The organism is Asanoa sp. NPDC049573 (assembly GCF_040676615.1).
Lineage (GTDB): Bacteria > Actinomycetota > Actinomycetes > Mycobacteriales > Micromonosporaceae > Asanoa.
The window spans coordinates 159,888-185,350 of record NZ_JBFAPI010000010.1 but is presented as its reverse complement, the minus strand read 5'-3'; the positions used below and the strand labels follow the sequence as shown (position 1 = coordinate 185,350).

Annotated in this window: 21 protein-coding genes; 15 read left to right on the top strand and 6 right to left on the bottom strand. The window is 72.7% G+C overall.

Going from position 1 to position 25,463, the window contains the following annotated elements; all coding sequences use genetic code 11:
- The first annotated feature begins 31 nt into the window (after positions 1 to 31).
- The 7 genes from glpK to AB0J74_RS22855 all read left to right on the top strand — a co-directional run bounded on the left by glpK (position 32) and on the right by AB0J74_RS22855 (position 9,575).
- Positions 32 to 1,549 (top strand): glycerol kinase GlpK, encoded by a 1,518-nt coding sequence (gene glpK, locus AB0J74_RS22885; protein WP_363451065.1) that lies wholly within the window; start codon positions 32 to 34, stop codon positions 1,547 to 1,549.
- A 69-nt stretch (positions 1,550 to 1,618) separates the two neighbouring features.
- The gene (locus AB0J74_RS22880) at positions 1,619 to 3,322 is read left to right on the top strand and encodes a glycerol-3-phosphate dehydrogenase/oxidase (RefSeq protein ID WP_363451063.1); all 1,704 of its coding nucleotides are present in this window, start codon (positions 1,619 to 1,621) and stop codon (positions 3,320 to 3,322) included.
- Between the two features lie 202 nt (positions 3,323 to 3,524).
- On the top strand, positions 3,525 to 5,234 hold the full coding sequence (locus AB0J74_RS22875) for an MFS transporter (RefSeq protein WP_363451061.1): 1,710 nt from the start codon (positions 3,525 to 3,527) through the stop codon (positions 5,232 to 5,234).
- A gap of 55 nt (positions 5,235 to 5,289) precedes the next feature.
- Positions 5,290 to 5,658, top strand: coding sequence for a VOC family protein (locus AB0J74_RS22870; RefSeq protein ID WP_363451060.1), 369 nt, complete (start codon positions 5,290 to 5,292; stop codon positions 5,656 to 5,658).
- Positions 5,659 to 5,727: 69 nt separating this feature from the next.
- Positions 5,728 to 8,115, top strand: a complete 2,388-nt coding sequence (locus AB0J74_RS22865; RefSeq protein WP_363451057.1) for an excinuclease ABC subunit UvrA — start codon at positions 5,728 to 5,730, stop codon at positions 8,113 to 8,115.
- Positions 8,116 to 8,150: 35 nt separating this feature from the next.
- Positions 8,151 to 8,567, top strand: coding sequence for a helix-turn-helix transcriptional regulator (locus AB0J74_RS22860; protein WP_363451055.1), 417 nt, complete (start codon positions 8,151 to 8,153; stop codon positions 8,565 to 8,567).
- Positions 8,568 to 8,597: 30 nt separating this feature from the next.
- Complete coding sequence (locus AB0J74_RS22855) at positions 8,598 to 9,575, top strand: Gfo/Idh/MocA family oxidoreductase (RefSeq protein WP_363451054.1); 978 nt, start codon at positions 8,598 to 8,600, stop codon at positions 9,573 to 9,575.
- Here the strand turns inward: AB0J74_RS22855 and AB0J74_RS22850 are convergent.
- Positions 9,542 to 10,099, bottom strand: coding sequence for a CGNR zinc finger domain-containing protein (locus AB0J74_RS22850; RefSeq protein WP_363451052.1), 558 nt, complete (start codon positions 10,097 to 10,099; stop codon positions 9,542 to 9,544). The two genes, AB0J74_RS22855 and AB0J74_RS22850, sit on opposite strands and share 34 nt — an antisense overlap.
- 19 nt (positions 10,100 to 10,118) lie before the next feature.
- Here AB0J74_RS22850 and AB0J74_RS22845 point away from each other — a divergent pair, with 19 nt between their 5' ends.
- The 3 genes from AB0J74_RS22845 to AB0J74_RS22835 are packed head-to-tail and all read left to right on the top strand — an operon-like array spanning position 10,119 to position 15,132.
- Entirely contained in the window at positions 10,119 to 11,432 is a 1,314-nt protein-coding gene (locus AB0J74_RS22845) for an MFS transporter (RefSeq protein WP_363451050.1), read from the top strand.
- Positions 11,433 to 11,467: 35 nt separating this feature from the next.
- Positions 11,468 to 12,877, top strand: a complete 1,410-nt coding sequence (locus AB0J74_RS22840) for a GMC oxidoreductase (protein WP_363451048.1) — start codon at positions 11,468 to 11,470, stop codon at positions 12,875 to 12,877.
- Positions 12,877 to 15,132, top strand: a complete 2,256-nt coding sequence (locus AB0J74_RS22835; protein WP_363451046.1) for an FUSC family protein — start codon at positions 12,877 to 12,879, stop codon at positions 15,130 to 15,132. Before AB0J74_RS22840 ends, AB0J74_RS22835 begins: the two co-directional genes overlap by 1 nt.
- A 4-nt stretch (positions 15,133 to 15,136) precedes the next feature.
- On the opposite strand, the gene AB0J74_RS22830 is transcribed toward AB0J74_RS22835, so the two are convergent.
- From AB0J74_RS22830 to AB0J74_RS22820, 3 genes are all read right to left on the bottom strand, one after another.
- Complete coding sequence (locus tag AB0J74_RS22830; RefSeq protein ID WP_363451044.1) at positions 15,137 to 16,360, bottom strand: FAD-binding protein; 1,224 nt, start codon at positions 16,358 to 16,360, stop codon at positions 15,137 to 15,139.
- Positions 16,361 to 16,378: 18 nt separating this feature from the next.
- Positions 16,379 to 17,164 carry an MHYT domain-containing protein gene (locus AB0J74_RS22825; protein WP_363451042.1) on the bottom strand — a complete coding sequence of 262 codons (786 nt, stop codon included), beginning with the start codon at positions 17,162 to 17,164 and terminating at the stop codon, positions 16,379 to 16,381.
- A 164-nt stretch (positions 17,165 to 17,328) separates the two neighbouring features.
- Entirely contained in the window at positions 17,329 to 18,243 is a 915-nt protein-coding gene (locus AB0J74_RS22820) for a helix-turn-helix domain-containing protein (RefSeq protein ID WP_363451040.1), read from the bottom strand.
- A 146-nt stretch (positions 18,244 to 18,389) separates the two neighbouring features.
- On the opposite strand from AB0J74_RS22820, the gene AB0J74_RS22815 reads away from it, so the two are divergent.
- Genes AB0J74_RS22815 through AB0J74_RS22800 form a run of 4 tightly spaced genes read left to right on the top strand, consistent with a single transcriptional unit; the run spans position 18,390 to position 20,995 of the window.
- Positions 18,390 to 19,232, top strand: coding sequence for an ABC transporter ATP-binding protein (locus AB0J74_RS22815; RefSeq protein ID WP_363451038.1), 843 nt, complete (start codon positions 18,390 to 18,392; stop codon positions 19,230 to 19,232).
- Positions 19,229 to 20,059 (top strand): ABC transporter permease, encoded by an 831-nt coding sequence (locus tag AB0J74_RS22810; RefSeq protein WP_363451036.1) that lies wholly within the window; start codon positions 19,229 to 19,231, stop codon positions 20,057 to 20,059. The genes AB0J74_RS22815 and AB0J74_RS22810 overlap by 4 nt, the downstream gene beginning before the upstream one ends.
- Positions 20,060 to 20,105: 46 nt before the next feature.
- A complete protein-coding gene (locus tag AB0J74_RS22805) occupies positions 20,106 to 20,663 on the top strand; it encodes a GNAT family N-acetyltransferase (protein WP_363451034.1) in 558 nt (185 codons plus the stop codon).
- Positions 20,660 to 20,995, top strand: coding sequence for a DUF952 domain-containing protein (locus AB0J74_RS22800; protein WP_363451032.1), 336 nt, complete (start codon positions 20,660 to 20,662; stop codon positions 20,993 to 20,995). The genes AB0J74_RS22805 and AB0J74_RS22800 overlap by 4 nt, the downstream gene beginning before the upstream one ends.
- A gap of 21 nt (positions 20,996 to 21,016) precedes the next feature.
- Here the strand turns inward: AB0J74_RS22800 and AB0J74_RS22795 are convergent, their stop codons facing one another.
- The gene (locus AB0J74_RS22795) at positions 21,017 to 23,941 is read right to left on the bottom strand and encodes a glycosyl hydrolase (protein ID WP_363451030.1); all 2,925 of its coding nucleotides are present in this window, start codon (positions 23,939 to 23,941) and stop codon (positions 21,017 to 21,019) included.
- A 97-nt stretch (positions 23,942 to 24,038) separates the two neighbouring features.
- The gene (locus tag AB0J74_RS22790; protein ID WP_363451028.1) at positions 24,039 to 24,605 is read right to left on the bottom strand and encodes a TIGR03086 family metal-binding protein; all 567 of its coding nucleotides are present in this window, start codon (positions 24,603 to 24,605) and stop codon (positions 24,039 to 24,041) included.
- A 63-nt stretch (positions 24,606 to 24,668) separates the two neighbouring features.
- Here AB0J74_RS22790 and AB0J74_RS22785 point away from each other — a divergent pair, with 63 nt between their 5' ends.
- Positions 24,669 to 25,454 carry a helix-turn-helix domain-containing protein gene (locus AB0J74_RS22785; RefSeq protein WP_363451026.1) on the top strand — a complete coding sequence of 262 codons (786 nt, stop codon included), beginning with the start codon at positions 24,669 to 24,671 and terminating at the stop codon, positions 25,452 to 25,454.
- Positions 25,455 to 25,463: the final 9 nt, after the last annotated feature.

Sequence of the window (25,463 nt, the reverse complement as noted above, 5' to 3'; positions counted from 1 at the left end):
CGGACCCACGAACCCGGAAGGAACGACTGAGATGGCGGATTACGTAGGCGCTATCGACCAGGGAACGACAAGCACACGATTCATGATTTTCGATCACGAGGGGCGCCAGGTCGGCCTCCACCAGGTCGAGCACGAGCAGATCCTGCCGCAGGCGGGCTGGGTCGAGCACGACCCGCTGGAGATCTGGCAGCGCACCCAGGAGGTGATCACCACGGCGATGGGCCGGCAGAACCTGTCGGCAAGCGACCTCGCCGCGGTGGGCATCACCAACCAGCGCGAGACGACCGTGGTCTGGAACCGCCGAACCGGGCGGCCCTACTACAACGCGATCGTCTGGCAGGACACCCGTACCGACCGGATCGCGGCCGCACTCGACCGCGACGGGCGGGGCGACGTGATCCGCCGCAAGGCCGGTCTCCCGCCGGCGACCTACTTCTCCGGCGGGAAGATCCAGTGGATCCTGGAGAACGTCGACGGGGTCCGCGAGGCCGCGGAGAACGGTGATGCCATCTTCGGCAACACCGACGCGTGGGTCCTGTGGAACCTCACCGGCGGGCGCGACGGCGGTCTGCACATCACCGACGTCACCAACGCCAGCCGGACGATGCTGATGAACCTGGAGACGCTCGACTGGGATGACGAGCTGCTCTCGTTCTTCAACATTCCGCGGGCCATGCTGCCGGAGATCCGGCCGTCGTCGGACCCGAACCTCTACGGAATGACCAAGTCCGGAGGTCCGTTCCACGGCGAGGTGGCGCTGCCGGCCTCGCTCGGCGACCAGCAGGCGGCCACCGTCGGCCAGGTCTGCTTCGCCGTCGGCGAGGCCAAGAACACCTACGGCACGGGCAACTTCCTGTTGCTCAACACCGGCAACGAGGTGGTCCGGTCGAAGGCCGGCCTGATCACCACGGTCTGCTACAAGTTCGGCGACCAGGACCCGGTGTACGCGCTGGAGGGCTCGATCGCGGTGACCGGTTCGGCCGTGCAGTGGCTGCGCGACCAGCTGGGCATCATCCGCAACGCCGCGGAGAGCGAGACCCTGGCGCGCAGTGTCAAGGACAACGGGGGTGTCTACTTCGTACCCGCGTTCTCCGGTCTGTTCGCGCCCTACTGGCAGTCCGACGCGCGTGGCGCGATCGTCGGCCTGTCGCGGTTCAACACGGCCGCGCACCTGGCCCGGGCCACGCTGGAGTCGATCTGCTACCAGTCCAAGGACGTGGTGGAGGCGGCGCAGAAGGACTCCGGTGTCACGCTCGACATCCTCAAGGTCGACGGCGGCATCACCGCCAACGACCTGGCGATGCAGATGCAGGCCGACATCCTCGGTGTGCCGGTGAGCCGGCCGGTGGTCGCGGAGACCACCGCGCTGGGTGCCGCGTACGCCGCCGGCCTGGCCGTCAAATATTGGAACTCGGTCGAGGAGTTGCGGGCGCACTGGCATGAGGACCGGCGCTGGACGCCCGAATGGAACGACTCGCAACGCGCCGAGGGTTACAAGATGTGGAAGAAGGCCGTCGAGCGGACCATGGGTTGGCTCGAGGTCCACTGAGGATCCAAACGGGGCGTCGCCTGCGTGTCACGCATGCGGCGCCCCACCGCATGACAGCAGGAGGTTGACGTGGAGGCCGTGGCCCTTTCCGCAGCACAACGCAGCCGGGCCCTGGCCGGGATGGCCGAGCGCGAGCTGGACATCCTGGTCGTGGGTGGCGGCGTCGTCGGCGCCGGTTGCGCCCTCGACGCGGTCACCCGAGGCCTGTCGACCGGCCTGGTGGAGGCCCGCGACTGGGCGTCCGGCACGTCGAGCCGGTCCAGCAAGCTGATGCACGGCGGGTTGCGCTATCTGGAGCAGTTCGAGTTCGGCCTGGTGGCCGAGTCGCTGCGGGAGCGCGGGCTGCTCCTGCAACGGATCGCGCCGCACCTGGTGCACCCGGTGCAGTTCCTCTACCCGCTCAAACACCGGTTCTGGGAACGCCCGTACGTCGGCAGCGGCCTGATCCTCTACGACACGATGGGGATCACCTCGGGCACCGCCCGCGGCGTGCCGCACCACCGGCACCTGACCCGCCGCGGCGCGCTGAAGGTGGCGCCGGGGCTCAAGAAGACGGCGCTGATCGGCGCTGTTCAATATTACGACGGCCAGGTCGACGACGCCCGGCACACGATGAGCGTCGTGCGCACCGCGGCCAGCTACGGCGCGCTGGTGGCCAACCGCGCGCGGGTCGTCGACTATCTGCGCGAGGGCGACCAGGTCGTCGGCGCGCTCGTCGAAGACCTGATGACCGGTGCCACCCATGAGGTGCGGGCCAAGCAGGTGATCAACTCGACCGGTGTCTGGACCGACGACACCCAGCAACTCGCCGACACCCGGGGTGAGTTCCACGTCCGGGCCTCGAAGGGCGTGCACTTCACCGTGCCGCGCGACCGGATCCAGCTCGACACGGGCCTGATCCTGCGCACCGAGAAGAGCGTGCTGTTCGTGATCCCGTGGGGCCGGCACTGGCTGATCGGCACCACCGACACCGACTGGGACCTCGACAAGGCGCGGCCGGCGGCCACCTCGACCGACATCGAGTATCTGCTCGGGCACGTCAACAGGGTGTTGGTCAACCCACTGTCCGAAGCGGACATCGAGGGCGTCTACGTCGGCCTGCGCCCGCTGGTCGCCGGCGAGGCCCAGGCCACCAGCAAGCTGTCGCGCGACCACATGGTCGCCCGGCCGGTGCCGGGCATGGTCGTGGTGGCCGGCGGTAAGTACACCACCTACCGCAAGATGGCCGAGGACACCGTCGACGAGGCGGTCCGCGGGCTCGACCAGGAGAACGTGCCGGAGTCGCCGACCAAGAACATCCCGCTCGTCGGCGCCGACGGCTACCAGGCGCTGTGGAACCAGCGGCACGAGTTGGCGGATACCTGGGGCCTGCACGTGCACCGGATCGAGCACCTGCTCAACCGCTACGGCTCGTTGATCTTCGAGGTGCTGCGGCTGATCGAGCGCGACCGCACCCTGGCCGAACCGTTGCCGGGCGCCGACGACTACCTCCGCGCGGAGGCGGTCTACGCGGCCAGCCACGAGGGCGCGCTGCACCTCGACGACGTCCTGGCCCGGCGCACCCGGTCCTATTTCGAGACGTTCTCCCGCGGCGTACAGGCCGCACCCGACGTGGCCCGGCTGATGGGCGGGGTGCTCGGCTGGACGGACGTCGACGTCGACCGCGAGGTCTCCGCCTACGAGGCCGCCATCGAGGCCGACCGCAAGGCCCAGGAGGCCACCGACGACGCGGCGGCCGACGCGGCCCGCCTGGTCGCCGTCGACCTGGGCTGACCGTTTCGACGCACGATGGAGGGTCGGATCGCCGATTGTCCGGCGACCGGCCCCCCATGCGTGATCCGGCCCGCCGCGAGGCGCGACAACTGCTCGACTCCGGTCTCGACCAGGCGCCGGCGATCCGGGCCCCCCGCCCCATGTGACCGGCGCCGCCACCCCGCAACTGTCGAGGGCGGGCAATAACCTGTATGTTACAGCTATGCCGTCCACCTCCCATGCCCGCCCGGCCACCAGCCCGTTCCGGCAGCCCAAGGCTGTCTGGGCGGTGGCGTTCGCCTGTGTCGTCTCGTTCATGGGCATCGGGCTCGTCGACCCGATCCTGCCGGCCCTCGCCGACGACCTGCACGCCACGCCGAGCCAGGTCTCGCTGCTGTTCACCAGCTACCTGGTGGTGACCGCGGTCGCCATGCTGGTGGTCGGCGCCGTGTCGAGCCGGATCGGCGCCAAGCGCACCCTGGTCGTCGGCCTGGTGATCATCGTGGTGTTCGCCGCGCTGGCCGGGGCGTCCGACTCGATCGGCGGGATCGTCGGCTTCCGCGCCGGCTGGGGCCTGGGCAACGCCCTGTTCATCGCGACCAGCCTCGCCGTCATCGTCGCCTCCGCCAGCGGCGGCTTCGCGGGCGCGATCATCCTCTACGAGACGGCCCTGGGCCTGGGCATCGCGGTCGGCCCGCTGCTCGGTGGCGAGTTGGGCAGCATCAGCTGGAAGGGCCCGTTCTTCGGCGTCTCCGCGCTGATGTTCATCGCGCTGGTGGCGACCATCGCGTTCGTGCCGTCGCTGCCCAGGCCCGCGCGGAAGACCAGCCTCGCGGCGCCGCTGAAGGCGTTGCGGCACCGGGGGCTGCTCATCATGGGCCTGACCGCGCTACTCTACAACTGGGGCTTCTTCACCATGCTCGGGTACGCGCCGTACCCGATGGAACTCGACGCGCACAAGCTCGGCCTGGTCTTCACCGGCTGGGGCCTGCTGGTCGCGCTGTTCAGCGTGTTCTTCGCGCCGCGACTGCAGGGCCGGTTCGGCACCGCCAAGGTGCTCTACGCCAACCTGGCCGCGCTCGGCATCGTGATGACGGTGATCGGCGCCGGCGTCGGCACGCCGTCCACGGTGATCATCGCGGTGATCGTCAGCGGCGCGTTCATCGGCATCAACAACACGCTGACCACCCAGGCCGTCATGCTGGTCTCGCCGGTCGAGCGGCCGATCGCGTCCTCGGCGTACGGCTTCGTCCGGTTCATCGGCGGAGGCCTGGCGCCGTTCGTCGCGGGCAAGATCGCCGACGCCTGGTCGCTGTCGATCCCGTTCTACCTCGGCGCCGTGGCGTTCGTCCTCGCGATCTTCGTGCTCTCCACCGGCCACAAACTGCTCGGCGAGGCCGAGCGCGGCCTGGCCACGCCGGCCGACACCGCCCGCCTCGAACCGCTGAGCGCGGCCGCAACCGGCCGCCCGGTGATCGTCGCGGTGGGCGCGACCCCGGACGCCGCCGCGACCGTCGACGCCGCCGCCGGCATCGCCCGCGGGCTCGGCAGCCCACTGGAGGTCGTACACGTGCGGGAGACCGTGGTGATCGAGGAACTGGCCGTCGACCCGGAAGAGGTCGGGGCCGCACGGGCCGCGCTGACCGCCCACCTCGAGCGGCTGGCCGGCGACGGCATCGCCGCGACCGGGCAGTTGCTGCATAGCGTCGGCGACCACGCCGCGGCGGCCCGGGTGCTGGCCGCGCACGCATCCGACGTGGACGCCCGCGCGGTCGCGGTCGGCCCGTCGCCGCGCGGTCCGCTGGCCCAGTTCACCGACGGCAGCTTCACCGCCGCCCTGACCGGCGCCGCGACCAGTACGGTGCTGCTGGTCTCCCCCGGCGCGGAGCCGCGCGAACTGACCCCGGCGGCGCTGGCCGAACTGCGGGCCTGAAGCCGGTCAGTTTCGGAGAAGCCCTGGTCGGGCCGTCGCCCGTAGCGTCGGCGGCATGGACAACAACAACACTTCCAGCACCCAGGGCATCCAGACCGTGCTGCACCCGGTCACCGATCTCGACGCCGCCAAGGCGGTCTACTCCGCGCTGCTCGGCGTCGCGCCGATCGCCGACGCTCCCTACTACGTCGGCTTCGAGGCCGCCGGCCAGCACATCGGGCTGGTCCCGAACGGCGCCGCGACGCAGGGCCTGACCGGGCCGACCGCCTACTGGCACGTGGCCGACATCGAGGCGAAGATCGCCGAGGTCGTCGCCGCGGGCGCCAAGATCAAGGACGCCGCGAAGGACGTCGGCGGCGGCCGCCTGGTGGCTACCGTGACGGACCCCGACGGCAACGTCCTCGGACTGCTCCAGGACCGCTGACCACCCTTTGGTTAGATCGGGGGGTCCGCCGCGGCGGGCCCCCCTTCGACGGACGGAGCGAAGACGATCATGCACGTCGCCGACAGCCACGACCTGATTCGGGTACGCGGCGCGCGGGTCAACAACCTCAAGGACGTCAGTGTCGAGCTGCCCAAGCGCCGGCTGACGGTGTTCACCGGGGTCTCCGGCTCGGGCAAGAGCTCGCTGGTGTTCGGCACGATCGCCGCCGAGTCGCAGCGGATGATCAACGAGACCTACAGCAGCTTCGTGCAGGGGTTCATGCCGAGGCTGGCCCGCCCGGAGGTCGACGTGCTCGACGGGCTGACCACCGCGATCATCGTCGACCAGGAGCGGATGGGCAGCGACCCGCGGTCGACCGTCGGCACGGCCACCGACGCCAACGCGATGCTGCGCATCCTGTTCAGCCGGCTCGGCAAGCCGCACATCGGCTCGGCGCAGGCGTTCTCGTTCAACGTCGCCTCGATCAGTGGCGCCGGCGCGGTCACCCTGGAGAAGGGCGGCGTGACGACCAAGGAGCGGCGCAGCTTCAGCATCCTGGGCGGCATGTGCCCGCGCTGCGAGGGCCGCGGCTCGGTCAACGACATCGACCTGACCCAGCTCTACGACGACACCAAGTCGCTCAGCGAGGGCGCGCTGACGATTCCCGGCTACAGCATGGACGGCTGGTACGGCCGGATCTTCGGTGGCTCCGGCTTCTTCGACATGGACAAGCCGATCAGGAAGTTCACCAAGCGCGAGCTCAACGACCTGCTCCACAAGGAGCCGACCAAGATCAAGGTCGACGGCATCAACCTGACGTACGAGGGCCTGATCCCGAAGCTCCAGAAGTCGATGCTGGCCAAGGACGTCGAGGCGATGCAGCCCCACATCCGGGCCTTCGTCGAGCGGGCGTTCACGTTCGCCACCTGTCCCGACTGCGGCGGCACCCGGCTCAGCGAGCAGGCCCGGTCGTCGAAGATCGGCAAGGTCAACATCGCCGACGCCTGCGCGATGCAGATCAACGACCTGGCCGAATGGGTCAAGGGCCTCGACGAGCCGTCGGTCGCTCCGTTGCTGGAGGCGCTCCGCGAGACGCTCGACTCGTTCGTCGAGATCGGGCTCGGCTACCTCTCGCTGGACCGGCCGTCGGGCACGCTCTCCGGTGGCGAGGCGCAGCGGACCAAGATGATCCGGCACCTCGGCTCCGCGCTGACCGACGTCACCTACGTCTTCGACGAGCCCACGATCGGCCTGCACCCGCACGACATCGCCCGGATGAACGACCTGTTGCTCCGGCTGCGCGACAAGGGCAACACCGTGCTGGTCGTCGAGCACAAGCCGGAGGCCATCGCGATCGCCGACCACGTGGTCGACCTCGGCCCGCTGGCCGGCACCGGCGGCGGCGAGGTGGTCTTCGAGGGCACCGTCGACGGGCTACGTGCGAGCGGCACGCTCACCGGCCGGCACCTCGACGACCGGGCCGCGGTGAAGCCGGCCGTGCGCACGCCCTCCGGTCACCTCGAGGTGCGCGGCGCCAACACCAACAACCTGCGCGACGTCGACGTCGACATCCCGCTCGGCGTGCTGGTCGTGGTCACCGGTGTGGCCGGGTCCGGCAAGAGTTCGCTGATCCGGGGCTCGGTCTCGGGCCGCGACGGCGTGGTCTCGGTCGACCAGGGCGCGATCCGCGGCTCGCGACGCAGCAACCCGGCCACCTACACCGGCCTGCTCGAGCCGATCCGCAAGGCGTTCGCCAAGGCCAACGGCGTGAAGCCGGCGCTGTTCAGCGCCAACTCCGAGGGCGCCTGCCCGACCTGCAACGGCAACGGCGTCATCTACACTGACCTGGCGATGATGGCCGGCGTGGCCACCGTCTGCGAGGAATGCGAAGGAAAGCGGTTCCAGGCCGCGGTGCTCGAATACCGGCTCGGCGGCCGCGACATCAGCGAGGTGCTGGCGATGCCGGTGGCCGAGGCTCTCGACTTCTTCGGCGCCGGTGAGGCCCGCATCCCCGCGGCGCACGCGATCCTCGGCCGGCTGGCCGACGTCGGGCTCGGCTATCTGCGACTGGGCCAGCCGCTGACCACCCTGTCCGGCGGCGAACGGCAGCGGCTCAAGCTGGCCACCCACATGGGCAGCGACGGCGGCGTCTACATCCTCGACGAGCCGACCACCGGCCTGCACCTGGCCGACGTCGAGCACCTGCTGGCCCTGCTCGACCGGCTGGTCGACGCCGGCAAGTCGGTGATCGTCATCGAGCACCACCAGGCGGTGATGGCACACGCCGACTGGATCATCGACCTTGGCCCCGGCGCAGGCCACGACGGCGGCCGGATCGTGTTCGAGGGAACGCCGGCCGACCTGGTCGCCGGCCAGGCCACGCTGACCGGCGAGCACCTGGCGGCCTATGTCGGCACCCGCTCCCGGTCCGCGTCGAAACGGACGAAGAAGCAGTAACCGGGAGGTGGCAGGTGGCATGCGATGCTGGTCGCATGGACAGCGCTGACCTCGTGCGCCTGCGTCGCGCGCGCGACCGGATGGACCGCGAATACACGGAGCCGCTCGACGTGCCCGCGCTGGCCCGCGACGCGCTCATGTCGCCCGGCCACTTCTCGCGCAGCTTCCGCACGGCGTTCGGGGAGACGCCCTACTCCTATCTGATGACCCGCCGCATCGAACGCGCCACGGCGCTGCTGCGCCGCGGCGACATGACGGTGACCGAGGTCTGCATGGCCGTCGGGTGTTCGTCGCTGGGCTCGTTCAGTTCGCGGTTCACCGAGTTGATGGGTGAGTCGCCGAGCTCCTACCGCGCCCGCAACCACGCCGAGCTGGCCGGCATCCCGGCCTGCGTTGCCAAGATCGCCACCCGCCCGGTCCGCGCCCGGGACACCGGCCCGGCGGTAGGTTGATCCGCGTGGACACCCGGCCGAAGAACTGACGTGCGCATCGGAGTGCTCGGTGCCGCGCGCATCACGCCGGCAGCGCTGATCCGGTCGGCCCGGGTGGTCGACGGCGTCGAGGTCGCCGCGGTGGCGGCCCGCGACCGCGGCCGGGCGGCGACCTTCGCCCGCCGGCACGGCGTGCCCGCGGTGCACGGCTCCTACGCGGACCTGATCGCCGACCCCACCCTCGACGCGGTCTACGTGCCGCTGCCCAACGGCCTCCACGCACGGTGGACACTGGCGGCGGTCGCGGCCGGCAAGCACGTACTCTGCGAGAAGCCCTTCACCAGCAACGCCGCGCAGGCGGCCGAGGTGCGCGACGCCGCCGCGGGCACCGGCCTGGTGGTGATGGAGGCCTTCCACTACCGCTATCACCCGCTGGCCCGGCGGATGGCCGGCGTGGTCCGCGAGGGCGACCTCGGCGCGATCGAGCGGGTGGAGACCTCGATGTGCTTCCCGCTCCCCCGGTTCGGCGACATCCGCTACCAGTACGACCTGGCCGGCGGCGCGCTGATGGACGCCGGTTGTTACGCCGTGCACTGCCTGCGGATGCTCAGCCCCGGCGAGCCCACGGTCACCGCGGCCCGGGCCGCGACGCTGCGCCGCGACCCGCGGGTCGACCGGGCGATGACGGCCGACTTCACCCTCCCGGGCGGCGGCACGGGCCGGATCAGGGCCTCGATGTGGTCGTCCGACCTGCTGAGCATCTCGGCCAAGGTCACCGGCACCCGCGGCACGATGTCGGTCTTCAACTACGCGACGCCGCAGCTTCCGTCGCGCTTCGCGCTGACCGTCGACGGCCGGCGGCGCAAGGAACGCTTCAACGGCGAGCCGACCTACGTACACCAGCTTCGTGCCTTCGCCCGTGCCGTCGGCGGCGACCACACCAACCTGACCCCGCCCGCCGACTCGGTGGCGACGATGTCGCTGATCGACGCGATCTACTCCGCGGCGGGCCTGCCCCTGCGCCCCTGACGGTGCGCCGCGACGCGGACCCGGCTGGCGCAGGTGGCCGAGCAGAACCGCCGCGGCGGTCCCGATCCGACGCGCAGCACCGCGTCGCGGCAGTCGCCGGCCGCGCACCGGGTGAGCACGGCGGCGCCGTGCTCGGCGACGAGCAGGGCCAACCCCATCGCACCGGATGCGGCGAACCAGCCACCCCAGCTCGACCCGGGCGCGTCGACATGCAGATGCAGGGGTACGCCCGCGTGCGCGACGAGACGCGGCCGCGCGGCGCGGTCGAGCAGCGCGTTGAGCCGCTCGGCCAGGGCGGCCTCGTCGCCGGCCAGGTCGAACACGCCGTTGAACGCGTCCCGCGCGACCAGCACGCCGGCCAGGTCCCCGGTTTCGACGTCGACCGGCTCCGGCTCGCCGTGCGCCCGCAGCAGGGCCGCCAGCTCGTCGGCGCTGGTCAGCAGGTCACCGTGCCGCTGCCCCGGCGCGGTGTTGGCCAGCGCCACGGCAAGGCCCGCCCATCGACTGAACCCGAACCCGCTCATTACTGTTACGGTATCCCACGTGCAACCCGTTACAGCCACGACCCGCCTCCTTGCGGCGGCAACCGGCTCCCGGCTGGCCGACGAAGCCGCCGCGGTCGCGGTGGTGCTGCACGTGGTGTCCCGCACCGGCGACCCCCGCCTGGCCGGCCTGGTCGTGGCCGCCTTCGCCTTGCCAACCCTGGCCACGGGCCCCCTCCTCGGCGCGGTCCTGGACCGGTTGCGCAGGCCCCGCGGGCTGTTCCTGACGAACCAGGCTGTCCTGGCCGCCGCGCTGGCCGGCATCCTGCTCCTCGCCGGCCGCGCACCCGGCTGGCTCCTGATCACCCTCGGCCTCCTGGCCGGCCTCACCGCCCCCGTCCTCACCGGCGGCTACAGCGCCCTGGTCCCCCGCCTGTCCGATCGCGATACGGGGCCCGGGCGCGGTGGTGTGGCTGTCGCCGGCCGCCGCGGTGGAGCGGCGCCGGACGGTCCCCGATTGGCGAAGGCCAATGCGCTCGACGCGGCGAGCTATGACGTCGCCGGGCTGGGCGGGCCCGCGGTGGTCGCCGCCATCGCCAGCCTGGCCGGCGCCGGAACCGCGCTGACCGCCGCGGCGGGGCTCGCCGCCGCCGGCGTGCTGCTGGCCGCGACGGCGCCCATGCCCGGTCCCACCGCGGGCCCGGGATCGCTGTCGGGTTCGGGCCCGACGCCTCTGCTCGGCGACGTACGCGACGGGCTGGCGCTGCTGTGGCGGGCACCGGCGTTGCGCGCGACCACCGCGGCCACCACCCTCGGGCATGCCGCGCAAGGGCTGCTGCCGGTCACCTTCCCGTTGCTCGCCATCCACTTCGGACATCCGGCGGCGCACGGTGCATGGTTTCTCACCGCGTTGAGCGCCGGTTCGCTGGCCGGCGCGCTCGGCTCCGCGCGCCTGCTGGTCCGCCACCAGCCGGTGCCGGTGCTCGCCGGCGCGCTCGCGACCCTCGGCATCGCCTTGGCCGGCATGGCGGCCGCGCCCACCCTCCCCGTCGCGCTGGCCATCGCGGTCGTGGGCGGCGTCGCCATCGGGCCGATGCTCGCCGCCACCCTCGCGGTCCGGCAGCAGTCGGTACCCAGTGGACGGTACGGCCAGGTCGTGGCCACCGCGGCCAGCATCAAGGTCGGCGCCTATGCCCTCGGGGCGGCCGCCACCGGGCCGGTCCTCGGCTGGTTGCCGCCGCGCGGGGTGTTGCTGCTGGTCGGGGCCGTGCAGGTGGCCGCGCTGCCGCTGCTGCGCGGTGCATCCTCCTCGCGGGCCAGGACCACCGTCCGGGGTTCCGCGAATCCGGAGAAATCCGGCCAGGTGCCGGCCTAGCATCGACGCTACGGGCCGATCCCGGGAGGATCGCCATGCGCTCTTTCGATTACATCGTGGTCGGCGCCGGCACCGCGGGCTGCGTGCTGGCCGCGCGCTTGTCGCAGGATGCCGGCGTGCGGGTGCTCCTGCTGGAGGCCGGCACCGCGTTCCCGGCCGACAGGGACGTCGACTGGCACTACGCCACCGTGCCCCAGCCCAACGCCGACCGGCAGGAACTGCCGTACCCGCGCGGCAAGCTCCTCGGTGGCTCCAGCGGCACCAACGGCCTCATGCACATCCGGGGTGACGCCTCCAGTTACGACGCCTGGGCCGACGCGGGCGCGCTGGGGTGGACCTACGAGTCGTTGCTTCCGTTCTTCGAGCAGGGCAGCGACGCGGGCCGAGCGGTCACCACCGATCCACTTTCCGAGGCCTTCTACGCGGCGGCGGTCCAGGCCGGGCACCAGCCGAATCCGGACACCGACGGCCCGGATGCCGAGGGTGCCGCCTGGGACGATGCCGGGCCGGCGCTCAGCGCCGCCGACGCCTACCTCGCACCGGCCGCCGATCGCGCCAACCTGACCGTGCTGACCGACGCCGACGCGGTGCGGCTGGTGGTCGAGGGCGGTACGTGCCGGGGCGTCGCCTACCGGGTCGACGGGCATACCGGCGTGAGCCGGGCCGACCGCGAGGTGCTGCTGGCCGCGGGTGCGATCGGGTCGCCGCGGCTGCTGATGCTCTCCGGCATCGGGCCCGGCGAACACCTGCGCGACGTCGGCCTTCCCGTCGTCGCCGACCTGCCGGGTGTGGGCGGCAACCTGCACGATCACCCGAAGTCACAGGTGGCCTACGCCGCACGGCAACCCGTGCCGAACCCGGCGGCCGCGCGCAGGCCGCGGGTGCTGACCCGGGCCGACCCCGGCGCGCCGCCGGACCTGCACATGGTCCTGGTCGAGCAGGCCGTCCACCCGCGTTGGGCGCCCGGCACCGAAGACGGCTACTCGGTGGTGTTCGCGCTGACCCGCCCGGACAGTCGCGGCACCGTGCGCCTGTCCGGGCCCGACCCCTTCGCACCGCCGCTGATCGACCCCGCGCTGCTCGACGACGAGCGCGACGTCGACCGGATGGTGACGGGGCTGCGGATGGCCCGCGAGATCGGCGCCGCGCCGGCGCTGGCCGGCGTCCGCGACGAGGAGGAGTACCCGGGCCCGGGTGCGGCAAGTGCGACGGTGCTGGCGCAGTACGTGCGGGACACCGTCACGCCCTATTTCCACCCGGTCGGCACGTGCCGGATGGGCATCGACGGCAACGCGGTCGTCGACCCGGAACTGCGGGTGCACGCGGTCGAGGGCCTGCGGGTCGCCGACGCGTCGGTCATGCCGTCGATCGTCAGCGGCAACACCCACGCACCGACGTTGGCCATCGCCGAGCGCGCGGCGAGCCTGGTCAGCGGGTCCGGGTGATGGCCGGGCCCGTTACCTGGGCGAGACGGGCGGGTCTTTTCTGCAAGCGGCTGTGGTGGGACGGAGCCGTCCGTCGCGGCGCGCGGGCCGGTGTCGTGGCGCCGGCCATGTTCGCCGTCGGGTTGCACCTGGTCGGCAACGTCGCCATCGGCACGTTCGCCGTGATCGGCGTGTTCTGCCTGCTGCTGCTCGTCGAGTTCGGCGGCCCGATGCGCGAACGGATCCAGGCGGAGCTGGGCCTGATCGTCGCGGGCGCGGCCCTGATCGCGATCGGCACGCTGATCTCGCCGCCCGTCGCCCTGGCCGCCCCGGTCGTGCTGGTGATCGCATTCGCCATCCTGTTCTCAGGAGTGGTCAGTTCGGTGCTCGCCAGCGCCAGCATCTCGCTGCTGCTGGCGGTGATCCTGGCGGTCTCGCTGCCGGCCGGCCCGGCGGCCGTCGGTCCCCGGCTGGCCGGCTGGGCGCTGGCCGCCGGGGCCTCGTTGCTGGCGATCCGGTTCCTCTGGCCGGCGCCGGTGACCGACCCGCTGCGGGCGCCGACGGTCGCCTCGTGCCGGGCGCTGGCCGCCGCCGTGCATGCCGGCGCGGCCCGCTGGCGCGGCGCGCCCGGCGTCTCGGCCGACGACGTGGCCGCCCTGGACGGCCGGGCGGCAGCCGCGGTCACCGCCCTGCGCCGGGCGTTCCTGGCCGCGCCGTCGCGACCGACCAGCCTGACCACCTCCGCCCGCACCCGGGTCCGCCTGATCGATGAGCTGGCCTGGATTCGCGACGTGCTCGAACGCCCGGCCGCCCGCAGCGGCGGCGCCGGGTCGGTCGACGCGGTCAAGGACGCCACCGCCGACCTGCTCGACGAGGCGGCGAACCTGCTCGAGCGGCCGGACGCCCCGGCCGACCCGCTGCACGCGGCACAGGGCCGGCTGGACGCGGCGCGGGCGCGGATGGCCCGCGAGGCGGTCATCACCCTCCCGCGCGACCTGACCGGCAACGGCCGCGTCAGCGAGTTCCTCAGCGCGCTGGCGCCGACCTTCCGCGTGCAGGAACTGGCGTACGCCGTTCACCTGGTCGCCCGCAACGTCGACCTGAGCGTGGCGGCCGAGCGGCGCACCTGGGTCCAGCGGATCCTCGGCCAGCAGCCGGGCGGGCTGGCCGGCCCGGTCGCCTCGGCCCGCGAGCGCGCGCTGGCCCACCTCGAGCCGCACTCCACCTGGCTGCACAACAGCCTGCGCGGCGCGGTCGGGGTGGCCGCCGCCGTCGTGGTCGTGCACTACACCGACGTGCAGCACTCGTTCTGGGTGATCTTCGGGGCGCTCGCCGTGCTGCGCTCGAACGCGCTGGCCACCGGGCAGAGCGCGGTCCGCGCGATCCTGGGCACGGTCGCCGGCTTCGTGATCGGCGCGGTCATCCTGATCGGCGTGGGCACCAACTTCACCGTGCTCTGGGCGCTGCTGCCGGTGGCCGTGCTGATGGCCGGCATCGCACCCGCGCGGATCTCGTTCGCGGCCGGGCAGGCCGCCTTCACCGTGGCGCTGCTCATCCTCTTCAACATCATCCAGCCGGCGGGCTGGCAACTCGGCCTGATCCGGATCGAGGACGTGACGATCGGGGTCGGTATCAGCATCCTGGTCGGGCTGCTGCTCTGGCCGCGCGGCGCCCGCAGGGAACTGCGCCGTGCGCTGGCCGACGCCTACGCCGACAGCGCCCGCTACCTGAACGCCACCGTCGCATACGCCGCGTCCTGTTGCGACGGCGCCGCGCCGCGCGCGCCCTCGGACGAGGCACAGCGGGCCGCGGCGGCCGCGCGCCGGCTGGACGACACGTTCCGCACCTACCTGACCGAGCGGGGCGCCAAGTCGATGGCGCTCGCCGAGGTCACCAGCCTGGTCAACGGCGTGGCCGCGCTGCGGATCACCGCCGACGCGGTGCTCGACCTGTGGCAGCGCGACAGCGCCGCCGCCGGGGACCGCGCCGCCGCGCGCTCGTTGCTGCTGCACACCAGCCACGACATCGAGCGCTGGTACGGCGACCTGGCCGAGACCCTCGCCAGCGGCCGGACGGCACCCGCGCCCGCCCCGCCCGACCGGGCGGCCGACGACCGGCTCGTCGCCGCCGTCCGCCGCGACCTGCACGGCGACGACGGCGACGCCACCTCGGCCGCGGTCCGGGTGATCTGGACGGCCGACCACCTCGACGCCGCCCGCCGGCTGGAGGTCACCCTGACCGCACCGGCCCGGGCGGCCGAGCGCAGCACGCGGTGAGCGGCTAGCCGACGAGCGCGTCGACGAGGGCGTTGCCGAACTTGCCGGCGGGGTCGACCCGGGCTCGCAGCGCGCGGAAGTCGGCCATCCGGGGATAGCTGGCGGCCACGTCGGTGGTGGCGAAGCACTTGCCCCAGTGTGGCCGGGCGCCCAGCGGCAGCAGGGCCGCCTCGATGTCGGGCAGCAGCGCGAACACCCGCTCGGTGTCCTTGACCCAGGTGAAGTGCACGCCGACCACATCGGTGCCGTAGGCGGGGCTGAGCCAGAGGTCGTCGGCGGCGACCGTGCGGATCTCGGAGATCTGCAGCACCGGCGCGATCCGCGGCCCGAGCGGGCGCAGTGCGGCGAACGCCTCGTGCACCGCCGCACGGGGCACCAGGTATTCGCTCTGCAGTTCCTCACCACGGCTCGGCGTGAACGCCAACCTGAAGTGCGGCAGCCGTTCGTGCCACGGGCCGGGCACGCCCTGTTGCCCGGTGACGGCGGCGGTCGGCGCGCCGGCCAGCATGTGCACGGGCTCGTCGGCCGCGCGGACCCCGAACAGCTCGTCGGGCAGATCGGCGCGGCTCTTCAACCAGACCTGGGCGATCCGGTCACCGGCCCAGTCGACGAACAGGCTCACGCTGTACGCCGCGCCGGTGAGCGCGTCGAAGTCGGTGTCGACCAGTGACCAGGGCAGGTCGCGGTAGACCGCCTGGCGCACCACATAGGACGGTTCGGCGTCGAGGGTGACGCGGGTCACCACGCCGAGCGCGCCGAGGGCGACCACGCTGCCGGCGAAGTCAGGCTCGCCTCGGCGCACGGTGCGCAGCGTGCCGTCGGGGCCGATCACCTCGACGGCGCGTACGCCGGCCGCGAGCGACCCGGTGCGGTCGCCCGAGCCGTGGGTGCCGGTGGCCACCGCGCCGGCGACCGAGATGTGCGGCAGCGACGCCATGGTCGCCAGCGCCCACCCGCGCGCGTCGAGGGCCACCGCGACGTCGCCGTAACGGGCGCCGCCGCCGACCGTGACGCTCCCCGCAGCCTCGTCGACGGTGAGGTCGGCGGGCAGGTCAGCGGTGGACAGCAGCAGGCCCGGAGTGTCGGCGATGCCGCTGAACGAGTGTCGGGTGCCCAGCGGCCGGACCCGGTCGGCGCCGGCGACCAGTTCCTGTGCCTCGGCGACCGAGGCCGGCCGGGAAAGCCGCGCGGCGGCGTAACGATGGTTGCCTGCCCAGTTCCATTCCATGGGCGCAACCGTATTGCGTCAGCGCCGGCTCTGGAACCGCGCCGCCAGGCCGTGCGGGTCGGGCGCCGGCGCCGGCGCCGCCGGCGGGTTGTCGTCGCGGTCGGCCATCCGGTTCTGCAGGTAGGCCATGCCCGCGCGGTCGTCGGCATTGGGCGCGGCCAGCACCGCGTAGACCAGGCCGATGACCACCAGGATCACGGCGAGGACGATCGGCACCAGCAGGTTGGACGCGGTCGCACCGGACAGCGCGCCGTGCTCCTCGTGCAGCGTCGCCGACATCGAGTACATGCCGGTGAAGTGCATGCCGTTGACCGCGACGCCCATGATCAGGGCCGAACCGACAACCGCGAGGGCGCCCTTGACGTTGAGCGCGAGCCACAGCGCGACCGCCGACGCCACGACCGCGATGGCGATCGACAGGCCCACTCGCGTGCTGTCGTAGTGGATTTCGGCATTGACCCTCATCGCGGCCATCCCGGTGTAGTGCATCGCCGCGACCCCGGCGCCGGCGATCACGCCCCCGATGATTACCTTGATCAGCAGCGGTCGGCCCAGGCCGGCGATGAAGAGGCCGATGCCGACCATCACGATCGCGATGAGTGCGCTGGCGGCGGTGAGCCCGATGTCATAACGAATGGGGGCGCCGGTGACCGAAAAGCCGAGCATCGCCATGAAATGCATGCTCCAGATCGCGGTGCCGCCGATCGCCCAGGCAGCGAGCATCAGCCACCAGGCCCGTTGCGCGGTGGCGGTCGCTTCACGGGCCCGCTGGGCGCAGATCAGCCCGAGGACCGATCCCAACACCGATAGCGCGTAGCTCAATGCCGGAGTAATCCAGCCATACCCGAATTGGTCTATGTGCGCCATGATTCGCTTTCGTTGTCCGGCCGCCTTGGGTGCGAGATCAACAATGTCCTACCAATGGGACGATCACCATGCCACGTTCGGCTATAAGTCGCTGGGTAGCGTCATGATGACCGAGTAATCTGCGGCAATTTGGCACGTTGTGCCTCGGTCAGTTCGGGGATGGCGGCGTAAGCACCACCACGGCCCCGGCGCACTGACACCGGCCCGGTCAGGTCAGACCGGCGTGCCGCGTCGTGCAGCGCGGCGTCGACCCGCCCGCCGGCCCAGCCGAGCGCCGCCGCCAGCGTCGCGGCGCGCACCGGCGCGCCCACCTGCACCAGCGCCGCAGTGACGGTCAGCACGTCGGCGACGGCGGCGTCGGAGGGCCCACCGGACATGTCGTCGCCGAGCCGGGCGAAGAAGCCGGCCATCTCGGCCAGTCGCACCCCGGCCGGGGTGTCGCGGCCGAAGACGGCCACACCCCGCTCGGCCGCCTCGGCCCAGGCCAGGTGGGCCCGCGCACTGCCGGCCCAGGCCCGCAGCCAGACATCGTCGTCGACGACGTAGCGCTCCCGCCGGCCGGCCCGCTCCCGGCGGAGCAGGTCGAGGCCGGCGAGATAGCCGACCGCTTTGGACACCGACGCCGGGCTGACCCGCAGCCGCTCGACCAGGTCGCGGGCGGTCAAGCTGCCCGAGTCGGTGGTGTAGAGGCAGGACAGCACCCGGGCCACCATCCGCGGTATGCCGGCGACGGTCAGCATCGTCGCGAATTCCTCGACGAACGCCTCGCGGGCCTCGGCGTCGGCCGGGCCGGCGCCGGCCGGCCCGGTCGGAGGACGGCGCCCGGCCCGGCGCGCGGTCGCCCGGTGTGCCCGGTCGGCGGCGTAGCCGCGGGCACCGCCGTTGCGGGCCACCTCGCGGGTCACCGTCGAGGTCGGCCGCCCGAGGTCCCGGGCGATCTCGGCGTAGCCGAAGCCCTCGGTGAGCCCGGCCGCGATGCGCACCCGCTCGTCGTGCGTGAGCCTGCCACCCGGCATCGCGGCCTCCGTTGCGTTCACCGGCAGCCCATTGCAACGGGCGTTGCGTTCTCTCCCATCGCCATTGCAATGATTGCCGAAATCTGTTGTCAGCAAAGGACTTTAGCGTTGACGGTCCGGGAAACGGAAAACTAGCGTCCGCCGGTATGACAACCGCGATCGACATCGAGGGCCTGTGCATGCGCTACGACGCCACCGAGGTGCTGCACGACGTGACGTTGCGGGTCGGCGCCGGCGAGACGGTGGCACTGCTCGGGCCCAACGGAGCCGGCAAGACCACGACCATCGAGATCCTCGAGGGTTTCCGGGAGCGCGGCGCCGGCCGGGTCGAGGTGCTCGGCGTCGACCCGACCCGCGGTGACGACGCCTGGCGGGCCCGGGTCGGGATCGTCCTGCAGTCGTGGCGCGACCACGCCAAGTGGCGGGTCCACGAGTTGCTCGGCCACCTCGCCGGCTACTACCCGCGGCCCTGGCCGGTCGACCGGCTGCTCGCGGCCGTGGGCCTGACCGAGCAGGCCGGCCAGAAGATCCGCACGCTCTCCGGGGGCCAGCGGCGCCGCCTCGACGTGGCGATCGGTGTGGTCGGCCGGCCCGACGTGCTGTTCCTCGACGAACCGACGGCCGGCTTCGACCCGGTCGCCCGGCACGAGTTCCACGACCTGGTCGCCGGGCTCGGCACGACGGTCCTGCTCACCACCCACGACCTGGCCGAGGCCGAGCGGCTGGCCGACCGGATCGTCATCCTCGACCGTGGGCGGGTCGTCGCCGACGGGACGCCGCCCGACCTGTCCAAGCGGATCGTCGGTGCCGACGAGGTCCGCTGGCGCGTCGCCGACCAGCGGTTCACCCGGTCGACGGCCGACTCCACGGGCTTCGTGCGCGAGCTGTTCGCGGCCCACGGCAGCGCGGTCGAAGAGCTCGAGGTGTACCGGGCATCGCTGGAGCAGACCTACCTCGCGCTCGTCCAGCGGGCCGAGGTGCCGCGGTGACCGCGCTGCGCCTCGGCCGGCGGCGCGGCCTGATCCTGCTGCGCCAGTCGTTCAGCAACGGCGCCGAGCTGTTCGCGCACCTGTTCTGGCCGCTGCTGATGGTCGGCGCCGTGCTGCTGCTGCGCGGCCGCGACTTCGGCCCGTTCTCGCTCGGCGCGCTGGCGGTGCCGAGCATCCTGGGCATGAACGCCGCCTTCGGCATGGTCGCGCTGAGCCAGCAGCTCACCGCCGACCGCGAGGACGGCACCCTGCTGCGGGCCAAGGCGACCCCGCACGGCGTGCCGGCCTACCTGGTCGGCACGCTGATCCTGGTCGGCGGCGGCCTGCTCGCCGACCTGGCCGTCTTCCTCGTGCCGGCCGCGCTCCTGGTGCCCGGCCTGGTCACCGGCGGCGCCGGCACCTGGCCAGCCGTCGCCGGGCTGCTCGCGCTGGCCCTGGCCGCGACGCTGCCGCTGGGCATCGTGCTCGGCGCTGTCTTCGGCAGCCCGCGGGCACAGGGGCTGCTCACGCTGCCGATCCTCGGCCTGGTCGCGGTCTCCGGGATCTTCTATCCGATCGCCGCGCTGCCCGGCTGGCTACAGGCCGTCGGGCAGGCGTTCCCGTTCTACTGGCTCGGCCTGGGCATGCGCGCGGCCCTGCTCCCGGACGCCGCGGTCACGGTCGAGCTCGGCGACTCGTGGCGGCACCTGGAGACGGTCGGCGTGCTGTCGCTGTGGGCGGTGGCCGGGCTGCTGCTCCCCCCCGCCGTGCTCCGCCGGGTGGCCCGGCGGGAGTCCGGATCGCGGGTGGCGGCGCGCCGCGAACGTGCGCTGCAACGGGTCGGGTGACGTAAATCCCGGTGCGCGCGCGGCCCGGCCCAGGATAGGAAGGGGCGTGCCCGAGTTGCTGCCACCCACCGTCGACGTACGCCGCTCGTTCCTGACGGCGATGACCGAGTTCCAGGCCGAAGGACGCGGCGCGGCCGACGACCGGTCGATGATCGGCGCCGAGATCCAAGCCTGGGGCGACCGCTGGGACGACCCCGAGGTGTTCGCCGAATACACCGCCTGGCTGCGCGCCCAGGCGCTGGAGGAGTCGCCGCGGCCGCCGACCCACGTGCCGTCGACCACGCTCTGGTGGGTCGACGGCGAGGCCTACCTCGGACGGCTGGCGATCCGGCACCGGCTCACCGACTTCCTGCTCGAGGTCGGCGGGCACATCGGCTACGACGTGCGGCCGGGCGCCCGGTTGCGGGGGCACGCCACCGCGATGCTGGCAGCGGCGTTGCCGGTGGCCCGGGCCCTGGGCATCGACCCCGTGCTGGTCACCTGTGACGTCGACAACGTCGGCTCCCGCCGGGTGATCGAACGCAACGGCGGCGTCCTCGACGACGAGCGCAAAGGCAAACTGCGGTTCTGGGTGCCGACCACGGCGGTAGGCTCGGCCCAATGATCTACAAGTTGCTGACCACCGCGGAGTGGCGGGCCGCCGAAGCGGCCGGGGTCTACGGTGGCTCCGACTTCGACCGCGGTGACGGGTTCATCCATTTCTCCGCCGCCGACCAGGTGGTCGAGACCGCCGCCCGGGTGTTCGCCGGCCAGACCGGGCTGACCATGCTCACCGTCGACCCCGACGTGCTGGGCGCCGCCCTGCGTTGGGAGGTCTCCCGCGGCGGGGCCCTGTTCCCCCACCTCTACGGGCCGATGCCGCTGCACGCGGTGGTCGCGGTCGTGTTGCTGCGCGACGACATCCCGGTCGACGAGGCGGTGGCCGCGGCGCTCTAGCGAGCGCCGCGGCCGACTCGCTCACGACAGGGTGAACGGCACCGTCAGCGTCGACTGCCTCCCCTCCGCCGCCGTGGCGTCCACCCGCACGGTCGTCGGCGCGTTGCCGATCGCGTTCCACAGCTCCAGCCGCACGCAGCCGCCGGTCATCGCCGCGAGCGCGCCGGTCGATGCGCGCAAACCGGCAGCCTGGGTGTAGACCTCGGTGCCGGACACCGGGTCGGTGGCGAAGTAGTGGTAGGTCTCGGTCCGGCCGAACGCGCCGGAGCCGCTCGGGTCGTAGGAGACCCGGGCCTGGATGCCCTGTCCGACGGCGCCGCCGGCGTCCACCTGGAGGCTGAACGCGGTCGTGCCGGAGACCTGCCCCCGCAACCCGCAGAGCGCGAACGTGGCCTGGTTGTGCGGCGTGCCGTCCCAGTTGCCGTTGGCCGCCGGCAGCGTGACCGTCGCGGCGCCAGCACCGGCCGATGTGGACAGTGCGCCAGCGGACCGGACGAACAGCCGGTTGGAGGCCACCGGCGGGTTGCTCGTCGGCGGGTTGCTCGTCGGCGGGTCGGTGGGCTGATCCGTCGGTGGGTTCGCCACCCCACCGCCGCCACTCCAGGTGAACGCGCCGGTGGTGGCCGTGCGCCCGGCCGGTACGGTGAGCGTCCGGCCGTCGGAGAAGCGCACGGTCAGCGGGTTGGCCGAGACGTTGGTCGCCACGTAGGTGCGGGCACCGTTCTTGCTGAACACCGCGTAGAGCGGCGTGTCGGCGGTGACCGTGGTGTCGACCGTGCCGAGCGCGGCCACGTTGCGCACGAAGTGGAAGGTGTGCGCCCGGGTCTCGCCGTCCTCCGGGGCGTAGCCCGGGTTGGCCCGCAACGCGGCCAGGGCCGCGTCACCGGAGCCCGCGCCCAGCGCCCGGAACGACCACCACACGTCCTGCCAGGCGGTCGGTTGCCCGCCGTTGTTGCGTACCATCTCGTCCCAGTTGGTGTTCACATAGGACGGACGGTAGCCGAGGTAGAGCGAGCCGCCGGTGATCGGCAGCAGGTTGATGCCCTGGATCATCTCCGGCTCGCCGCTGAACCAGGTGGCGTAGGCGCCGCCGTCACCCCAGACCATGCCGACCGCGCTGTGCCCGAACGCCGCCGGATAGTTGGTGTCCGAGGAGTCGAACCAGTATTCCTGGATCGCCTGCGCCTGGGTGGTGTAGATGAACAGGCCGGCGTCGCGCACCGCGGTGTTGCCGGTGGCGATGCCCCACTGGATCAGGGCGTTGGCGAAGTTCATCCCCTCCGACGACGACTCCTGGTTGTTGCCGGCGCCGAACGCGGCGTGCCCGGAGGCCCAGTCGTGGCCGGCGTAGATGTCGAAGTCGCGCAGGAACGGGAACATCGGGTCGGCCCGGTTCCAGCTGTTGGCGTCGCGGATCAGCAGGTTGACCATCGCGCCGTACTGGGACTGCGACGCCCACTGCGGGTCGAACCGGGCGAGGGTGGCCGCCGCGGCGATGAAGTAGCCGTAGTGGAAGTGGTGGTCGTTGAGTTCGGTGTCCGAGCCGTAGGAGGCCGGATAGCCGACCAACGTGCCCCAGGCGGCGTCGTACGCGAAAACGCGCTGGGTCTTGCCCGTCGACGCGGTGAACCAGTCGGTGAGCCGGGTGCGGATCGCGGCCAGCATCCGGTCGCGCTGCGCGGTGCGGCCCAACTGGTCCGCGATCTCGGCGAGCCGCGCTGCCCGGCCGAGGCCCTTGCCCGTCCAGTAGGTGTCGTTGCCGACGCCGGCCAGCGGGTCGCCGCCCGCCACCTGGTCGAGCAGCCCGCCCAGGGTGGTCAGGTCGGCGCCGGTCGACGTGGCGACGGCCGGCACCTCGGGCAGGACACCGTTGAACCGCATGGCGGTGGTGAACGAGGAGACCCCGACCAGCGCCTTCATCGGTCCGCGGGCCGAGACATAGGTGGGTGTGATCGGCGTCCCGCCGGCCAGGCTCTTCCACTGGTGCGGGTAGAGCGCCAGCACGGTGCCGCCGCCGCTGCCCTCGCGGGCCGTAGTGGTGACCGCGTAGGTGGCGTTGACGGTGCTGGTCGCCTGGTTGAACGACCAACTGACCGTGGTGCCGGTGACGTGCCGGTGCGCGTAGGTGGCGTAGCTGTCGGCCAGGGCGGTGCGCTCGGCGGCCGGCGTCGAGGTGGTGCTCGGCAGCAGGGCCACCGAGAGATAGCCCCGACCGGCCAGTGTGGACCGGATCGTGGTGCCGCTGACCGTCCAGGTCGCGCCGGTCGGCGCGAACGCGACGTAGTCGTGGCCGCGCATGGTGAAGCCGACCCGGTTGCCGCTGTTGACCCACACCGCGGGTGTGCTGGGGAACGAGAGCACCGCGTCACCGCCGGTCACCTGGGCGTAGACGAACGGCAGGCCGTGCCCGATGGTGGTGCGCAGCGTGCGTCCGGCGCCGGACCAGTAGGGCGAGACGGTCCAGTCGCTCCACCCGTCGACCTTCACGTCGGGTGAGCTGAGCCCGGCGACACCGAGGGTGAACTCCCGGCTGTACGGATAGTGGTACTCCCCCACGGTCGTCGGTGTGCCGGAGACCGTGGCCGTCGTGGTGTAGGAGACGCCGAGGCCGTCGGCGGCGGGCTGGAAGGACATCGGGTGGGCGTGCAGCGGCGCGGAGAACTGGCAGCCGACGTTGTCACGCTTGTAGAGCAGCGACGACCACCAGTCGTTGGTCGGCACCGGCCCGGCCGGCGCGTTGGCGGTGACGTAGAGGCGCGGGTTGCCGGAGATGCCGGCGCAGGCGACCGGTGCCGCGCCGCCGGCGGGCCGGCTGGTGGCGTAGCTGCCGGCGCCCAGTGGCGCGGCGCCGGCCGGGTCGAGCATGGTGAACGAGAGTGCGGTGGTCACGAGCGCGACGGCGAGCACCGCCGCGGACGCGCGCCATCGACGGGAAAGCGGTTTCATGATGCCTCCGGGGACGGGCGGGGGCGTTCTGTTGCAGTGCAGGCCATCAAACCCAACGGCAGATGTCAATGCCTTCTCAGTACGCGAGAGAGCGCTCTCACGCAGGCCGCCAGCCCGGATCCCGCCCGCTGACCGCCAGCACCGCCGCGAACGGCCCGGCCCCGGGGTCGACCGGCACCGGTGGCGCGAAGATGCCCATCGCCCGGCCCTGCTCGGCCATCTCGGTCATGAACCGGGCGGTCAGGTCGACCGCCGTCGGGTCCGGCTCGTAGTCCTGGCCGGTCGCACGGGCCAGGTCCCAGCCGTGGATGGTCAGGTCGGTGGTCAGCATCGACGCGACGGCCGCCGGCGGCATCTCGTAGGTGCCGAGCGTGATCGGCGCGGCCGGCGGCGTCGCCCAACCGGCCGCCGCCCGCGCCCGGTCGGCGTCGAAGCGGGCCGCGTAGTCGTCGCCGAACAGGTCCGCGTTCCACAGCTCGCTCGGCACCGGCCCGCCCCGGCCGGCCAGCGCCAGCGCGCTGCCCACCTGGAGCAGGTGGTTGACCAGGGTGCGCACGTCCCAGTCGCCGCACGGGGTCGGGCGGCCGAGCTGGGCCGGACGCACGCCGCCGACCACCCGTGCGGTGTGGCCGGCGGCGCCTGAGATCACGCTGTCGAGGTGCATACCGGACACGCTAGGTGCGCGGCCGGCCGCCGGGCTTGAACAAACGCGACATAACCTGGAGCGATGCCGGGGATCCTGCATGCCGACATCGCGCATCGGCGGTTCCGGTTCACCACCCACCCGCCGGGCGAACGGCTCGTCCCGTTCGTCACCCACTACTGGGTCATCCACTGGGACCTGCGCGGGCAGCCGCCGCACGAACAGCACGTGCTGCCGTACCCCGCGGTCAACGTGACCTTCATGCCCGGCCGCTGCCGGGTCACCGGCGTGCCGCGCGGCCGGTTCACCGAGGTGCTCACCAGCACCGGCCGAGTGGTCGGGGCACGCTTCCGGCCGACCGGCTTCCGGCCGTTCCTCGACGGTCCCGTGTCGACGCTCACCGACCGCTTCCGGCCGGTGGAGGCGGTGTTCGGTGCCGACGGCCGCGGGCTGGCCGAGGCCGTGCTGGCCGCCGACGAGGCCGGCGCCGTCGGGCTGCTCGACCGGTTCCTGTCCGAGCGCGCGCCGGACCAGCCCGACGCGGCGGCCGGGACCGTCGAGCGCGTCATCGCGCGGGCGGCGCGGGACTCCGCGGTCACCCGGGTCGACCAGCTCGTCGACGCCTCCGGCGTCCGCACCCTGCAGCGGCAGTTCGCCGAATACGTGGGCGTCGGGCCGAAGTGGGTGATCCGGCGCTGGCGGTTGCACGAGGCGGCCGCGGCGGCGGAGTCCGCGGGAGGTGGGCTCGACGTCGCCGCGCTGGCCGCCGCCCTCGGCTATGCCGACCAGGCCCACCTGACCCGCGACTTCACCGCCGTGGTCGGCGAGCCACCGGCCCGCTATGCGCGCGCCCAGCCGGGGCCGGCGTAGCGTCGCGGG

Excerpts from the sequence above, each read along its gene's own strand:
- AB0J74_RS22865 (WP_363451057.1), top strand. The coding sequence starts at position 5,728 with ATGCACGTCGCCGACAGCCACGACCTGATTCGGGTACGCGGCGCGCGG.
- AB0J74_RS22830 (WP_363451044.1), bottom strand. The coding sequence starts at position 16,360 with ATGGAATGGAACTGGGCAGGCAACCATCGTTACGCCGCCGCGCGGCTT.
- AB0J74_RS22815 (WP_363451038.1), top strand. The coding sequence starts at position 18,390 with ATGACAACCGCGATCGACATCGAGGGCCTGTGCATGCGCTACGACGCC.
- AB0J74_RS22800 (WP_363451032.1), top strand. The coding sequence starts at position 20,660 with ATGATCTACAAGTTGCTGACCACCGCGGAGTGGCGGGCCGCCGAAGCG.
- AB0J74_RS22785 (WP_363451026.1), top strand. The coding sequence starts at position 24,669 with ATGCCGGGGATCCTGCATGCCGACATCGCGCATCGGCGGTTCCGGTTC.
- AB0J74_RS22875 (WP_363451061.1), top strand. The coding sequence starts at position 3,525 with ATGCCGTCCACCTCCCATGCCCGCCCGGCCACCAGCCCGTTCCGGCAG.
- AB0J74_RS22850 (WP_363451052.1), bottom strand. The coding sequence starts at position 10,099 with ATGAGCGGGTTCGGGTTCAGTCGATGGGCGGGCCTTGCCGTGGCGCTG.
- AB0J74_RS22795 (WP_363451030.1), bottom strand. The coding sequence starts at position 23,941 with ATGAAACCGCTTTCCCGTCGATGGCGCGCGTCCGCGGCGGTGCTCGCC.
- AB0J74_RS22835 (WP_363451046.1), top strand. The coding sequence starts at position 12,877 with ATGGCCGGGCCCGTTACCTGGGCGAGACGGGCGGGTCTTTTCTGCAAG.
- glpK (WP_363451065.1), top strand. The coding sequence starts at position 32 with ATGGCGGATTACGTAGGCGCTATCGACCAGGGAACGACAAGCACACGA.
- AB0J74_RS22840 (WP_363451048.1), top strand. The coding sequence starts at position 11,468 with ATGCGCTCTTTCGATTACATCGTGGTCGGCGCCGGCACCGCGGGCTGC.
- AB0J74_RS22790 (WP_363451028.1), bottom strand. The coding sequence starts at position 24,605 with ATGCACCTCGACAGCGTGATCTCAGGCGCCGCCGGCCACACCGCACGG.
- AB0J74_RS22870 (WP_363451060.1), top strand. The coding sequence starts at position 5,290 with ATGGACAACAACAACACTTCCAGCACCCAGGGCATCCAGACCGTGCTG.
- AB0J74_RS22860 (WP_363451055.1), top strand. The coding sequence starts at position 8,151 with ATGGACAGCGCTGACCTCGTGCGCCTGCGTCGCGCGCGCGACCGGATG.
- AB0J74_RS22820 (WP_363451040.1), bottom strand. The coding sequence starts at position 18,243 with ATGCCGGGTGGCAGGCTCACGCACGACGAGCGGGTGCGCATCGCGGCC.